The 13057-nt window shown below is 63.8% G+C and carries 14 protein-coding genes and 3 pseudogenes; all 17 read left to right on the forward strand.

Features of this window, described 5'->3' with window-relative positions:
- Positions 1-120: 120 nt before the first annotated feature.
- Positions 121-1605 (forward strand): ABC transporter substrate-binding protein, encoded by a 1485-nt coding sequence (locus tag AB5975_22315; GenBank protein ID XDR19253.1) that lies wholly within the window; start codon positions 121-123, stop codon positions 1603-1605.
- A 12-nt stretch (positions 1606-1617) separates the two neighbouring features.
- Positions 1618-2259, forward strand: a complete 642-nt coding sequence (locus AB5975_22320) for a SurA N-terminal domain-containing protein (protein XDR19254.1) — start codon at positions 1618-1620, stop codon at positions 2257-2259.
- 248 nt (positions 2260-2507) lie between these two features.
- Positions 2508-3041, forward strand: a complete 534-nt coding sequence (locus AB5975_22325) for a response regulator (GenBank protein ID XDR19255.1) — start codon at positions 2508-2510, stop codon at positions 3039-3041.
- 60 nt (positions 3042-3101) lie between these two features.
- Positions 3102-4775, forward strand: coding sequence for a GspE/PulE family protein (locus AB5975_22330; GenBank protein XDR19256.1), 1674 nt, complete (start codon positions 3102-3104; stop codon positions 4773-4775).
- Positions 4759-5538: a hypothetical protein gene (locus AB5975_22335; GenBank protein XDR19257.1), complete on the forward strand. Its 780-nt coding sequence runs from the start codon at positions 4759-4761 to the stop codon at positions 5536-5538. The genes AB5975_22330 and AB5975_22335 overlap by 17 nt, the downstream gene beginning before the upstream one ends.
- 1 nt (position 5539) lies before the next feature.
- Positions 5540-6082 carry a pilus assembly protein gene (locus AB5975_22340; protein XDR19258.1) on the forward strand — a complete coding sequence of 181 codons (543 nt, stop codon included), beginning with the start codon at positions 5540-5542 and terminating at the stop codon, positions 6080-6082.
- Positions 6069-6631, forward strand: a pseudogene (gene pilO / locus AB5975_22345) (type 4a pilus biogenesis protein PilO). The gene AB5975_22340 and the pseudogene pilO overlap by 14 nt, the downstream one beginning before the upstream one ends.
- Positions 6631-7140, forward strand: coding sequence for a hypothetical protein (locus AB5975_22350; protein XDR19259.1), 510 nt, complete (start codon positions 6631-6633; stop codon positions 7138-7140). Before pilO ends, AB5975_22350 begins: the two are co-directional and overlap by 1 nt.
- Positions 7141-7799: 659 nt before the next feature.
- A pseudogene (locus AB5975_22355) lies at positions 7800-8758 on the forward strand (type II secretion system protein GspD).
- A gap of 12 nt (positions 8759-8770) precedes the next feature.
- Positions 8771-9001: a hypothetical protein gene (locus tag AB5975_22360; GenBank protein XDR23061.1), complete on the forward strand. Its 231-nt coding sequence runs from the start codon at positions 8771-8773 to the stop codon at positions 8999-9001.
- Complete coding sequence (locus AB5975_22365) at positions 8998-9477, forward strand: type II secretion system protein (protein XDR19260.1); 480 nt, start codon at positions 8998-9000, stop codon at positions 9475-9477. Before AB5975_22360 ends, AB5975_22365 begins: the two co-directional genes overlap by 4 nt.
- Positions 9478-9482: 5 nt before the next feature.
- Complete coding sequence (locus AB5975_22370; GenBank protein XDR19261.1) at positions 9483-9857, forward strand: type II secretion system protein; 375 nt, start codon at positions 9483-9485, stop codon at positions 9855-9857.
- Complete coding sequence (locus AB5975_22375; GenBank protein XDR19262.1) at positions 9832-10359, forward strand: type II secretion system protein; 528 nt, start codon at positions 9832-9834, stop codon at positions 10357-10359. Before AB5975_22370 ends, AB5975_22375 begins: the two co-directional genes overlap by 26 nt.
- Entirely contained in the window at positions 10356-10748 is a 393-nt protein-coding gene (gene csgE / locus AB5975_22380) for a curli production assembly/transport protein CsgE (GenBank protein ID XDR19263.1), read from the forward strand. Before AB5975_22375 ends, csgE begins: the two co-directional genes overlap by 4 nt.
- On the forward strand, positions 10745-11158 hold the full coding sequence (locus AB5975_22385) for a curli assembly protein CsgF (GenBank protein XDR19264.1): 414 nt from the start codon (positions 10745-10747) through the stop codon (positions 11156-11158). The genes csgE and AB5975_22385 overlap by 4 nt, the downstream gene beginning before the upstream one ends.
- 34 nt (positions 11159-11192) lie before the next feature.
- Complete coding sequence (locus AB5975_22390; GenBank protein XDR19265.1) at positions 11193-12044, forward strand: CsgG/HfaB family protein; 852 nt, start codon at positions 11193-11195, stop codon at positions 12042-12044.
- A 192-nt stretch (positions 12045-12236) separates the two neighbouring features.
- A pseudogene (locus AB5975_22395) lies at positions 12237-12485 on the forward strand (RHS repeat-associated core domain-containing protein).
- The last annotated feature ends 572 nt before the right edge of the window (positions 12486-13057 follow it).

Here is a 13057-nt window from a genome sequence, read left to right on the forward strand (position 1 = left end):
CTGCGCAGCAGCCCCAGCACTGGCAGCCTTGACCCCGAAAGTGGGGAGCGTTGCGCGCTCCTTTTGCGACGCAAGGCCGCTCCCACAGGGCTTGCGATCTGCTTGGCATGCTTGCTGGGCATGTCGCCTTTTGCCTCTGCACTGGACCTCACCGACCACGAGCAAGCCGGCAAACGCCTGTACCGCGAAGGTGTCTCCAGCAGCGACGCCCAGCTGCAAGCGCGGGTCGGCGCCAGCGATATGGCGGTGCCCGCCAGCGTACTGCCCTGCGCCAGCTGCCATGGCAACGACGGCCGTGGCCGCGCCGAAGGCGGTGTGCGCCCGCCCAGCCTCGACTGGCAACGCCTGGCACTCGGCCAGGGCACACGCGAGGCCAACGGCCGCAGCTACCCTGCCTATACCGACAGCAGCCTGGCCCGCGCCATCCAGCATGGCGTCGACCCGGCAGGCAACCGCCTGGACCCGGCCATGCCACGCTTCGAACTGACCCTGGCCGACCAGCGCAACCTCACCGCCTATCTGAAGCGGCTAGCCCAGGAACGCGACCCAGGTGTGGAGGAGGGTGTGCTGCGCCTGGGCACCTTGCTGCCCGCGAGCGGCCCGCTGGCCGAAGCCGGGCAAGTGATACAGGCCGTGCTGGAAGATGGCCTGGCGCAGCTCAACCAGCAAGGCGGCATCCACGGCCGGCGCTTGGAACTGGTAGTGCTTGACCCAGGTTTCGATCCCGCCAGCGCCGAACGCGCCTTGCACCAGTTGCTGGAGCAAGAGCGGGTGTTCGCCCTGGTCACGCCATTGGCACCGATGCTCGACCAGCGCCTGACGACCTTGTTGGCGCCACAGAACGTACCGCTGATTGGCAGCACCCCACGCAGCGGCGGCAGCGCACAAATCTTCGACCCGCTACCCGGCCTGCCCGAGCAACTGCTGAGCCTGGCAGGCCATGCCCGTACAACGCTGGGGCTGGCCGCGGATGAGCTGCGCGTGGTGTATGCCGGCAACGAACAGGCCGCGTTGGCCGAGCAGGTGCGCGAGCGTTTGCTGCAGCAAGGCTGGGCGCCACCGGCCATCCAGGCGTTCGACGGCCAGGCGGTGGACGGGCAGGGCATCGTCTTCCTTGGCCGCGCCCAGGCCTTCGCCGAGTTGGCGGCGGCGTTGCAGGCGGCGGGCCGCCAGCCTTATCTGTTCGCCGCTTCCAGCCAAGTGGCCGGTGCGGTGGCACGCGTGCCCGAGCAGTGGTCGCAACGGCTGTTTCTGGCCTACCCCTACGTGCCGGAGGATTGGACCGAGCAAGGCCTGGCAACCCTCGCCGGGCTGCAGCAGCGCCAGGGCCTGGACCCACGCCAGGCGTCGTTGCAGGTCAACACGTTGTGCGCGTTGCAGCTGTTGAGTGAAGCGCTGAAACAGATTGGCCGTGATGCCAGCCGCGAGCAGCTGATTGCTGCGCTGGAAGGCCTGCACGATGTGCCTACCGGCCTGACCCCGGCGCTGGGCTTCGGCCCCGGCCGCCGCCAGGGCATGGCCGGGGCCCATGTGGTGGCGGTGGCCCTGCCGGGGCCACGCTTTACTGCGGTCACACCGTACCGGCCTGTGCCGGACACCCCCTGAGCGGAGGTTGCCATGCGTATCGTATTGTTGTGCCTGTTGCTGGTGCTGGCCAGGGCGAGCTGGGCCGATGTGCCGGCGGCGCGGGTCAATGGTGTGGAGATCGAGCTGTTGCGCCTGGAGCGCTACTTCAGCGAGTACCTGGACGCCCAGGGCCGTGCGGTGACCAGTATCCGCAACCCAGGCCTGTACAAGCGCCTGCGTGACCAGGCGCTGGACGAACTGATCGACAAGGAGCTGTTGTGGCAGGAAGCGCAACGCCAAGGCATTGCCGTCAGCGATGAACGGGTGTCGGCGCACGTCGGTGAAGTGGAAGCAGCCTTTGGCAGCCCGGCGGTTTTCGAACGGCGGCTGGCAGAGGCAGGCTTCGATAGGGCACAGTACACTGAATACACCCGGCAGGACATGGCAGCCCAGCAGGTGTATGCCCAGCTCAGCGCAGTCGACGCGCCGAGCCAGGGCGAAGTGGAGGCATTCTATGATGCCAACAAAGAAAGACTGCAAGGAGCGCAGAACCAAAGTGATAACCCTTCGGTCATACGCGAACAGGGCCTGGTCTTGGCCAGGGCTACGCTCATCGGTCAACGCGAGGCGCAGGCGCGCCAATCCGTGCGCCAACGTTTGCGCGAATCCGCTAAAGTGGAGATCGCCGACTGAGGCCCACGATGGCGTTTCCCCAATGCTGGGGAATTAAGGTTTGGCAATGTGCCATCATTCCCCCCGCTTGTGGGGAACCGGTTGGGTGCGCGTGCTCAGCGTATTTCGGGTGCTGGCCGGCACCCTTGGCAAATCAGTGACTTACAGCGGTGCAACATGACTATTCACGCCTGGCACGAAGCCTGCTCAAGCCTTGTTAAGGGCGCACTTCGCAGACCGGGTAACCGGGCAGTTTTTAGGAGTCGACCTTGGTGAACAGAGTATTGGTAGTCGATGACGAACAGACTCTTGCGCAGAACCTGCAAGCGTACCTGCAGGCGCAAGGCCTGGAAGTTCATGTTGCCCACGACGGTGCCAGTGGTATCGAACAGGCTGAAAGCCTGGCACCGCAAGTAGTTGTGCTGGATTACCGCTTGCCCGACATGGAGGGTTTTCAGGTTCTGGAGGCTGTACGCAAGAACAGGCAATGCCACTTCGTGCTGATTACCGCCCATCCCACCGTCGAGGTGCGTGAGCGGGCCGCCGAACTGGGTGTGAGTCATGTCCTGTTCAAGCCGTTCCCACTGGTGGAACTGGCCCGTGCAATCTTCGACCTGATGGGCATCGAGCGCCGGCGCAGGGCCACGGACAACCCGGCAGAAGGGTTCGTCGAACGACGCCAGAACAGGAACGAATCGTTCCCCCTGCAGTTGTACGATGGAAGCTGGGTATTGGCCGACCGCCGCCGTAATGGCGTCAAGCCGCCAGGGCCCGACGACGATCAACTGCTCACAGGGGAATAGCGGCGCCCGCACCCCTGGCCGAGCCAGCCTGCGACGCGCCCCTGAGCGGAGTCGCAGGCCATGTCAGAAGCATTCGATGCAGCAGTATCAGCCTACCCCCGCGACCTGTTGGCCCAAGCCCGCCTGCAAGCCAGTGATGAGCGCCTGCTCAATTGCCTGGAACGCCTGGCCTGCGACACCCCCGATACCTTCACCCGCCGCCTGGGCCTGACCCTGCACTACCCGGTACTGGACAGCCACACCCTGCTGGCCAGCAACCCACGCTTCGACAAGGTGTCCCTGGCCCAGTGCCTGAAGCGCGAATTCGTGCTGATCGAGCAAAACGGCCAGTTGCTGGGCGTGTTCGCCGACCCCTTCGACCACACCCGCCTGGCCTGGATCGACGATGTGCTGCAAGGCGCGCCGCTGTACCTGGCCCACGCCGCCGAACTGGCCACCTTTCTGGCCCGGCACGAAGAAAGCTTCCATGCAGTCGATGCCCTGGACCACGACCCCGAGGCCAGCAGCGAAAGCGACCCGCTGCAACGCCTGTCACTGGCCAGTATCAGCGAAGACCAAAGCCGCGTGGTCAAACTGGTCAACTCCACCCTGTACGATGCGCTCAAGCTGCACGCCAGCGACATCCACCTGGGCATGACCGGCCAGGGCCTGACCATCAAGTACCGTATCGACGGCGTGCTCAACGGTGCCGGCAAAGCCAGCGGCAGCGCCTTTGCCGACCAGGTGATTTCGCGGATCAAGGTCATGGCCGAGCTGGACATCGGCGAAAAGCGCGTACCTCAGGACGGGCGCTTCAAGGTCGCCGTGGGCGATCGGCAAATCGACTTTCGGGTGTCGATCATGCCCAGCATCTTCGGTGAGGACGCCGTACTGCGGGTGCTCGACAAGCAGGACTTGTCCGACCGGGTCAGCGGCGTGCAGTTGCAAGCCCTGGGCTTTGCCGACGAAACCCTGCGCGCCCTGCGCCGGCTGGCCGCCGAACCTTACGGCATGATCCTGGTGACCGGCCCCACCGGCAGCGGCAAGACCACCACCCTGTACGCCATGATCAGCGAGATCAACCACGGCGTGGACAAGATCATCACCATCGAAGACCCGGTCGAGTACCAACTGCCCGGCGTGCTGCAGATCCCGGTCAACGAGAAGAAGGGCCTGACCTTCGCCCGTGGCCTGCGCTCGATCCTGCGCCATGACCCGGACAAGATCCTGGTTGGCGAAATCCGCGACCCCGACACCGCCCAGATTGCCGTGCAGTCGGCGCTCACCGGCCACCTGGTGTTCACCACCATCCACGCCAACAACGTATTCGACGTGATCGGCCGCTTCAGCCAGATGCAGGTCGACCCCTACAGCTTCGTTTCCGCGCTCAATGCAGTGCTGGCCCAGCGCTTGATTCGCCTGGCCTGCCCGCACTGCGCCACGGCCTGCGAACACGATGACGACACCCTGTATGGCTCGGGCCTGACCCGCGAGGCCGTAGCCGGTTGGACCTTCGTGCGCGCCCAGGGCTGCGGCCAATGCCGGGGCAGTGGCTACCGCGGCCGCAGCGCCATTGCCGAACTGCTGCACCTGGACGACGACCTGCGGCAAATGATCGTGGAGCGCCGCCCCCTGGCGCAAATCAAGACGCTTGCCTGCCAGCGCGGCCTGCGCCTGCTGCGGGCCTCGGCCCTGGACCTGGTCCGCGATGGCCGTACCACCCTTGAGGAGATCAACCGTGTCACATTCATCTGATCGTTTCTGCGCTGTATTGGGCGCCGAGGGTGTCGGCCTGGGTCGCTGGCACAATAACCACCACCAATGGCTGGGTAGCCGTGAGTTCAGCTGCGATGCCGCCCAACCGGCCTGGGCAGCCGCCGTCGATGCACTGGCCGCGCTGCTGGCCGAGCATGCCGTACGTGGCGCCCAGTTGCGGGTATTGCTGTCGGCCCGCTACAGCCGCTTCTGCCTGGTGCCCTGGAGCGATGCCATCGGCCACCCCCGCGAACTGGATGCCTATGCCCGGGCCTGCTTCGAAAACCTCTACGGGCAGCCCTTGGACGACTGGCGCATCGTGCTGTCGCCTGAGCCTGCCGGTGCTGCCCGCATCGCCACGGCGCTGCCCGAAGCCCTGCTGCAACGGCTTCAGGCGCTGGGCCGGGAAAGCCGCCTGAACCTGCGTTCGGTGCAGCCGTACCTGATGGCCGCCTACAACCGTTGCTCGCCGCAGCTGGAGCAAGGCGACTTCCTGTTCGTGCTGGCCGAACCGCGCCGCAGCGTGCTGCTGCTGGCTGCAGGTGGGGCCTGGCAGCAAGTGCTGGCGCAAGGTTGTGCCGACAGTGACCAGGCCCTGCAAGCGCTGATCGAGCGCACCTGCGAGCTGTACGGCGAGCACCTGCCACGGGTGTACCTGCATGCCCCAGGCCGGGGCGACGTGCCGCAACTGGCGGCGGTGCAGCTGTGCCAGCCGGCCAGCGAAGCCGACCCGCTGTGCGCCATGTGGCGGGCGGTGGCCTGACATGCGCCGCCTCGACCTGGAATTCCAGCCCCGGCGCACCAGCCCTTTGGCCTGGTCGCTGCTTGCTCTGGGCAGCGCCGTGGTCGTAGGCCTGGTGCTGCTGCAACACAGCTTGCAGGCCGAGCAGGTCGACCTGGAGGCCAGCGTGCACAGCCTTGAGCTGCAACTGGGCCGCCGTCCGGCCACCGTAGCGCCACAAAACAGCGCTGCCAGCCGCGAGCAAGCCGAGCGTCTGGCACAGATGCGCAGTGTGTCGCAGCAACTGCAACGCCCCTGGCAGCAGCTGTTCGCCATGCTCGAAGCCATGCCCCAGGACGATGTCGCGTTGCTTGGCCTGACCCCGGATGCACGCAAGGGCCAGGTGCGCATTGCCGCCGAGGCACGCAACCTCGAAGCGATGCTGCAGTACCACCAGCGCCTGGAAGCCAGTGACGAGCTAAGCGATGTATCGCTGCTCAACCACGAGGTGCTGGCCGCACAGCCTGAGCACCCCGTGCGCTTCACCCTCACCGCCACTTGGGAGACCGGCCATGCGCGCCCTTGAATCGCTGAACAGCCTGATCCTCCAGGAGCGCCTGCGCAGTGTCGGCCCGGTCGGCCTGGCGGCGGTGGCCGTAGGCCTGCTGGCCATTGGTGTGGCCTGTGCCGGGGTGCTGCCGCAATGGCAGGACGTGCGCGAACTGCGCGCCACCGAAGCGGACGCCAGCGTGCAGGTAGGGCGGGTCAAGCGGGAGAGCTGAAAATTGCCGTCAAACCCGAACAGCAGGCCCTGGACAGCCTGCGTCAGCAACTGCCGGGGCAGCCCCAGGCCAGCGAGCTGATCGAGCGCCTGTATCACCTGGCCAGCGCCGAGCACATCAGCCTGGCCCGTGGTGAGTACGCCCTGGGCATCGACCCCAAGACCCAGCTGGCGCGCTACCAGATCGTGCTGCCGGTGCGCGGCAGCTATCCGCAGATTCGCGGCTTCCTCAAGGGCCTGCTCAAGCAACTGCCGACCCTGGTGCTGGAAGACCTCGAGCTGCAACGCAAACGCATTGGCGACAGCGAGCTCAATGCCCGCCTGCGCATGACCCTTTACCTGTCGAGGTCGTGATGAACACTCAACGTGCAGTCATCTGGGCCGGTTTCCTCGGCGTGAGCGCAGCGCTGGCCTGGGCACCCGGCCATTGGTTCGGCCAAGAAGACGCGCTGGCCCCGGTCGCCGGCAAGCCAGCTCCCACAGAGACTGCGGGCAGCGCCGCTTCTGCGGGTGCGGCTTTGGCCGCGAAAGGGCCGGACCAGGCCTCCAGAGACCTGTTCCCCACCCAGCAGTGGACCAAGCCCAAAGCCCTGGCCACCGTCACCGAACAACCCGTGGTTGCCGCGCCAGCAGTAGTGCCAGCGCCAACCGCTCCGGCACTGCCATTCGAATTCATCGGCCGCATGGGTGACCGCGACGACCTGCAGATCTTCTTGCAGAGCGGCGAAAAACTCTACGTCGTGCGCCAAGGCGACGTGATCGAAGACACCTATCGCCTCGATCGGGTTTCGGCCAGTGAGCTGAGCCTGGTCTACCTGCCTTTGCACCAGTCGCAGACCTTGTCTGTCGGGAGCGCACCATGAAGTCGTCGAAGCTGTGCAAGCCTGCTCCGTTCCTGCTCGTGGCGCTGTGCGTGGCCATTGCCGGCTGCGGTACCAGCGCGGTACGCAAGGACAGCGACCAGTTGATGAAAGAGGGCCAGTACGAGGCCGGCATTGCTCGCCTGGAAGAAGCCCTGCGCGATGACCCACGCGACACCGAGCTGAACATCGCCCTGGCCCACAGCCGTCAGGCGGCAGTCGAGGCGCTGATCACCCAGGCCGACGCCGACCGCATCCGCCACGACTTCGCCAATGCCCGCATGGGCTATGGCCGGGTGCTGACCCTGGAGCCGAACAACCGCCGCGCCCAGGAAGGCATCCGCCAGCTGGAACTGATCCGCACCCTCGACGAGCGCGTGGCGCTGGGCCAGGCCGCGCTGCGCCAGGGCGACCTGTTCGGTGCCGAGCGCTACATGCGCGAAGTGCTGCGCCTGGACCCGCAGAACCAGAAGGGCATGACCCTGCGCAGCGACATCGAAAACGTCCAGGCGCGCACAGCACAGCCATACCCGCAGTTGCGCAGCAAGCTGGAGCGGCCGGTGACCCTGGAGTTTCGCGATGCCAACCTGAAGACCATCTTCGAGGTGCTGTCGCAGGTCGCCGGCATCAACTTCATTTTCGACAAGGACCTGCGCCCGGACATGAAAGCCACCATCTTCGTGCGTGAAGTGCGCATCGAAGACGCCGTGGCCCTGCTGCTGGAGCAGAACCAGCTGCGCCAGAAGATCGTCAACGACAACACCGTGATGGTCTACCCCGACTCGCCACAGAAGACCAAGGACTACCAGGAACTGGTCATGCGCACGTTCTACCTGACCAGCATCGACGCCAACACCGCGCTGAACATGGTCAAGACCATGCTCAAGACCCGCGACGTGTTCGTCGACGAGCGCCTCAATACCCTGACCATGCGCGACACCCCGGATGCCGTGCGCATGGCCGAGAAGCTGCTGCAATCGCAGGACCAGTCCAACCCCGAGGTGGTGCTGGAGGTGGAGGTGATGGAAGTGGCCACCTCGCGCATCCTCGACCTCGGCCTGCAATGGCCCAACACCTTCGGCGTGCTGAGCAACGACGGCAAACCGGTCAGCGTGCTCGACCAGCTCAAGGGCATCGACTCCAGCCGCATCAGCATCTCGCCGGCGCCGCAGGCCAAGATCAACGCTTCGGACAAGGACATCAACACCCTGGCCAGCCCGGTGATCCGCGTCAGTAACCGCGAGCAGGCACGCATCCACATCGGCCAGCGGGTGCCGATCATAAGCGCCACCTCGGTGCCGTCCACCCAGGGCCCGGTGATCACCGAAAGCGTCACCTACCTGGACGTCGGTTTGAAGCTTGAAGTACAGCCCACCGTGCACTTGAACAACGAAGTGGCGATCAAGGTGGCGCTGGAAGTGAGCAACGCCACGCCGTTGGAAGCCACCCGCCAGGGCACCATTCCGGTCCAGGTCGACACCCGCAACGCGCAGACCAGCCTGCGCCTGCACGATGGCGAAACCCAGGTACTGGCAGGCCTGGTGCGCAATGACCACAACGCCAGCGGCAACAAAATCCCGGGCTTGGCGACATCCCCGGCCTGGGCCGGCTGTTCGGCAGCAACAAGGACGACATGAGCAAGAGCGAGCTGGTGCTGGCGATCACCCCGCGCATCGTGCGCAACCTGCCGTACCAGAGCCCGTCGGACATGGAGTTCTCCACCGGCACCGAGTCGGCCATGCAGGTACGCCAGATGGCCCCGCTGCCACCAATGGACGTGCCTGGCAATGCGCCAACCACCGACGCACCGGTCGTGGACAGCCAAATGGCGGTCGCCCCGGTCAACGGGAGCCCACGGCCATGAAAACCCGGCGCCGTATGCACGGCTTCAGCCTGATCGAGGTGGTGCTGACCCTGGCACTGCTCGGGCTGCTGGCCAGCATGGCCGCGCCGCTGACCGAAACCGTGGTGCGCCGTGGCAAGGAGCAGCAACTGCGCGAGGCGCTGTACCAGATTCGCGATGCCATCGACGCCTACAAGCGGGCCTTCGACGCCGGCTACATCGAGAAACGCCTGGATGCCAGCGGCTACCCGCCGAACTTGCAGGTACTGGTGGATGGCGTGCGCGATGTGCGCAGTGCCAAGGGCGCCAAGTTCTACTTCCTGCGGCGCATCCCGCACGACCCGCTGGTGGCGGCCAAGGATGAAGACGAAGGCGGCTGGGGCCTGCGCGCCTACGACAGCAGCCCCGACAACCCGCGCGAAGGCGAAGACGTGTTCGACGTGTACTCCAGGGCTCGAGGCAAAGGCCTCAACAGCATCCCTTACGGGCAATGGTGACAGCCATGAAACGCAGCAAAGGCTTCACCCTGATCGAACTGCTGGTGGTCATGGCGATCATCGCCACGCTGATGACCATCGCCATGCCGCGCTATTTCAACAGCCTGGAAAGCTCCCGCGAGGCCACCCTGCGCCAGAGCCTGGCGGTGCTGCGCGAGTCATTGGACCACTACTACGGCGACACCGGCCATTACCCGGACTCGCTGGAGCAACTGGTGGAGCAACGCTACCTGCGCAACACCCCGGTCGACCCGATTACCGAACGCAGCGATGCCTGGCAGTTGGTGCCACCACCCGAAGGCGTGGCCGGCGGCGTGGCCGATATCAAGAGCGGTGCCACAGGGAGGGCGCGTGATGGCAGCCTCTTCGCTGAATGGTAAGGCCCAAAGCGGCTTCACCTACCTGGGCGTGCTGCTGCTGATTGCGGTCAGCAGCGTGGCACTGGCCGCTACCGGCACGATCTGGGCCAGCGCCGCCCAGCGTGACCGCGAACGCCAACTGCTGTGGGTGGGCAGCCAGTACGCCCAGGCCTTGCGCAGCTACTATCGCGCCTCGCCGGGTTTGGCCCAGTACCCGCAGGACTTGGCCGACCTGTTGCAGGACAACCGTTTCCCCCAGGCCAGGCGGCACATTCGCAGGCTGTACCCCGACCCCATCACCAACAGCGACGAGTGGGGCCTGCTGCGCTCGATCGACGGCCGCATCACCGGCGTGCACAGCCGTTCGGACGCCACCCCATTCAAACGCAGTGGCTTCAGCGCCGAATGGACAGGCTTCGAGGGGTTGGAGCATTACAGCGACTGGCAGTTCGTCGCCGAGCAGGCCTTCAGCGAAAGTGCCGGCGGTGTGCAGACCCACAGCGGCCCGGGAGACACGCCATGAACAGCCTGGCAGCGCTGTGCCTGAGCCTGCTGTTGCTGGCCACCTCGGCCAAGGCCGGTAATGAAGACGAGATGCAAGGCTTTATCGTCGACAACACCATCTCGCACATCGGCCACGACTTTTATTACTACTTCGCCGACCGCCTGCGCGCCACCAGCCGCCTGGACTTCAACCTGGTGGTACGCGAACGCCCCGATGCCCGCTGGGGCAGCCTGGTGACGGTGGAATTCGAGCGTGAGGTGATGTACCGCCGCTTCCTGCCACCAAACACCACCGAACTGAAAGACGAGGCCGTTGCCGCCGCCGACCTGGTCAAGCAGCAAATCATTCAACGCAAGCTGCAACGCCTGCTGCAGGACACCACCGACTTGGAGAGGGACGAGCTATGAACCACCGCATTCCACGTTGCATCGCCGCCTGCCTGCTGGCCAGCGCTTTTGCTGCCCAGGCCACCGAGCTGGTGTACACCCCGGTCAACCCGGCGTTTGGCGGCAACCCATTGAACGGCACCTGGCTGCTGAACAACGCCCAGGCGCAGAACGACTACGACGACCCCGATCTCAAGGACCGTGCCTCGGCCTTTACCGGCACCACAGCCCTGGAGCGCTTCAGCAACCAGCTGGAGTCGCGGATGTTGTCGCAGTTGCTGGACAACATCAGCAACGGCAGCACCGGCAGCATGGCGACCGATGCGTTTCTCATCGACGTCATCGACGATTCCGGGGCCTTGAGCATCAAGGTCACCGATCGCGCCACAGGAGAAATTTCGATCATTGAGGTCAGCGGCCTGAACCCCTGAGAGGGAAGGGCTTTTATGTTGGGGAGAGAACACCATGAATCGTCTGCTGAGCACGCTGCTGATCCTCACCGCCCTTGGCCTGCAAACGGGTTGCAGCCTGCGCGAACCCATGTCGGCCGAACAGGACTCGGAAACCCCGACCCTGACCCCGCGGGCCTCGACTTACTACGACCTGATCAACATGCCACGCCCCAAAGGCCGGCTGATGGCCGTGGTTTACGGCTTCCGCGACCAGACCGGGCAGTACAAGCCGACCCCGGCCAGCTCGTTCTCCACCAGTGTCACCCAGGGTGCTGCCAGCATGCTGATGGACGCCCTGAGCGCCAGCGGCTGGTTCGTGGTGCTGGAGCGTGAAGGCCTGCAGAACCTGCTGACCGAACGCAAGATCATCCGGGCTTCGCAGAAAAAGCCTGATGTGGCGGAAAACATCATGGGCGAGTTGCCACCGCTGCAGGCCGCTAATCTGATGCTCGAAGGCGGCATCATTGCCTACGACACCAACGTACGCAGCGGCGGGGAGGGGGCTCGTTACCTGGGGATAGACATCTCCCGCGAGTATCGGGTGGACCAGGTGACCGTGAACCTGCGTGCCGTTGACGTGCGCACCGGGCAGGTGTTGGCCAACGTGATGACCAGCAAGACCATCTACTCGGTTGGCCGCAGCGCCGGGGTGTTCAAGTTCATCGAGTTCAAGAAACTGCTGGAAGCCGAGGTGGGCTACACCACCAACGAACCGGCGCAGCTGTGCGTGCTGTCGGCGATCGAGGCGGCGGTGGGGCATTTGCTGGCGCAGGGGATCGAGCGGCGGTTGTGGCAGGTGGCCGGGGATGCGGGGGATGGCAAGGCCACGGTGGACAAGTATTTGAGCCAGAATCAGCAGCCGTGAAACAGGTTGAACGGCACCGGTGCGGTCGACGTGGGTGAGGCATTTTGCGACACAAGGCCGCTCCTGAGCCTAACATTTTTGCCAGTAGAAATTTTTACCATTAGCCATGATTATCTTGTGTAAAGCTGGAGGTGGGGAATCATCGTGACACCTACGCTAGGAACGTTATTTGACACGTCACGTGGCAGACCGATGTCTGGTGCTTTTCCTTATTCGCCTTATGGTTTCGTTCCTCGGTCAACGAGTTTGCTCGGTTTTAACGGCGAGCGACTAGACCCGTGTACCTGTAGTTATCTGCTTGGGAGCGGTTATCGATTATTTAACCCTGCTCTGATGCGATTTGGTTCTCCGGACAGTGTAAGTCCGTTCGGGTACGGTGGATTGAATTCATATGGATATTGCCAAGGGGATCCAATAAATTTAAAAGATCCCAGCGGGCATGGCCCAGTGCCCCCAGGCTATGATTTTGTAGGGTATCATGGTAGTACGCTAAAACATCAAAGCTCGTTGTTAAGTGGCGTTCAGCTCAAGTCACGTCCTACGGTTCATCATGGCAAGGGGTTTTACTTTACGCAAGACAGAAAATTGGCTTGGCATTATGCAAGGAGAACAAGTAGTCGTGAACGGGATGGGTCAACTCCGCACGTGTTTGGAGTATATGTAAAAAATTTCAAAGAACTGAAGGCGGGAGCGGAAGTCGTTAACCTCTGGCGTGGCACTGATAGACGCGTCAAAGAAAGCTACCGGATTCGTGAATCAGTATTTAATAAAGTAAAAGTGCTGGAAACAACTTACGGCCATCTTGTTCGTAGAAATTCGTTTGTCAAAAATCCGGGGTCTCATTCGCAGCGCTATCAAGGATCTCAGGGATCTCAGGGCTTTCAGAGCTTCCAGACTTTTCAGGGTTATCAGGGTTATCAGGGTTATCAGAGTTTTCAGGGTAATCAGAGTTTTCAGAGCTTCCAGGGTTTTCAGAACTTCCAGAGTTTTCAGGGCTTCCAGAATATGCAGGA

It is taken from the genome of Pseudomonas putida (genome assembly GCA_041071465.1).
GTDB classification, from domain to species: Bacteria; Pseudomonadota; Gammaproteobacteria; order Pseudomonadales; family Pseudomonadaceae; genus Aquipseudomonas; species Aquipseudomonas putida_P.

Bases quoted from the DNA above. Each gene is read 5' to 3' on its own strand.
- csgE (XDR19263.1), top strand. From the start codon at position 10,356: ATGAACAGCCTGGCAGCGCTGTGCCTGAGCCTGCTGTTGCTGGCCACC.
- AB5975_22315 (XDR19253.1), top strand. From the start codon at position 121: ATGTCGCCTTTTGCCTCTGCACTGGACCTCACCGACCACGAGCAAGCC.
- AB5975_22365 (XDR19260.1), top strand. From the start codon at position 8,998: ATGAAAACCCGGCGCCGTATGCACGGCTTCAGCCTGATCGAGGTGGTG.
- AB5975_22320 (XDR19254.1), top strand. From the start codon at position 1,618: ATGCGTATCGTATTGTTGTGCCTGTTGCTGGTGCTGGCCAGGGCGAGC.
- AB5975_22375 (XDR19262.1), top strand. From the start codon at position 9,832: ATGGCAGCCTCTTCGCTGAATGGTAAGGCCCAAAGCGGCTTCACCTAC.
- AB5975_22385 (XDR19264.1), top strand. From the start codon at position 10,745: ATGAACCACCGCATTCCACGTTGCATCGCCGCCTGCCTGCTGGCCAGC.
- AB5975_22330 (XDR19256.1), top strand. From the start codon at position 3,102: ATGTCAGAAGCATTCGATGCAGCAGTATCAGCCTACCCCCGCGACCTG.
- AB5975_22350 (XDR19259.1), top strand. From the start codon at position 6,631: ATGAACACTCAACGTGCAGTCATCTGGGCCGGTTTCCTCGGCGTGAGC.
- AB5975_22370 (XDR19261.1), top strand. From the start codon at position 9,483: ATGAAACGCAGCAAAGGCTTCACCCTGATCGAACTGCTGGTGGTCATG.
- AB5975_22360 (XDR23061.1), top strand. From the start codon at position 8,771: ATGAGCAAGAGCGAGCTGGTGCTGGCGATCACCCCGCGCATCGTGCGC.
- AB5975_22390 (XDR19265.1), top strand. From the start codon at position 11,193: ATGAATCGTCTGCTGAGCACGCTGCTGATCCTCACCGCCCTTGGCCTG.
- AB5975_22340 (XDR19258.1), top strand. From the start codon at position 5,540: ATGCGCCGCCTCGACCTGGAATTCCAGCCCCGGCGCACCAGCCCTTTG.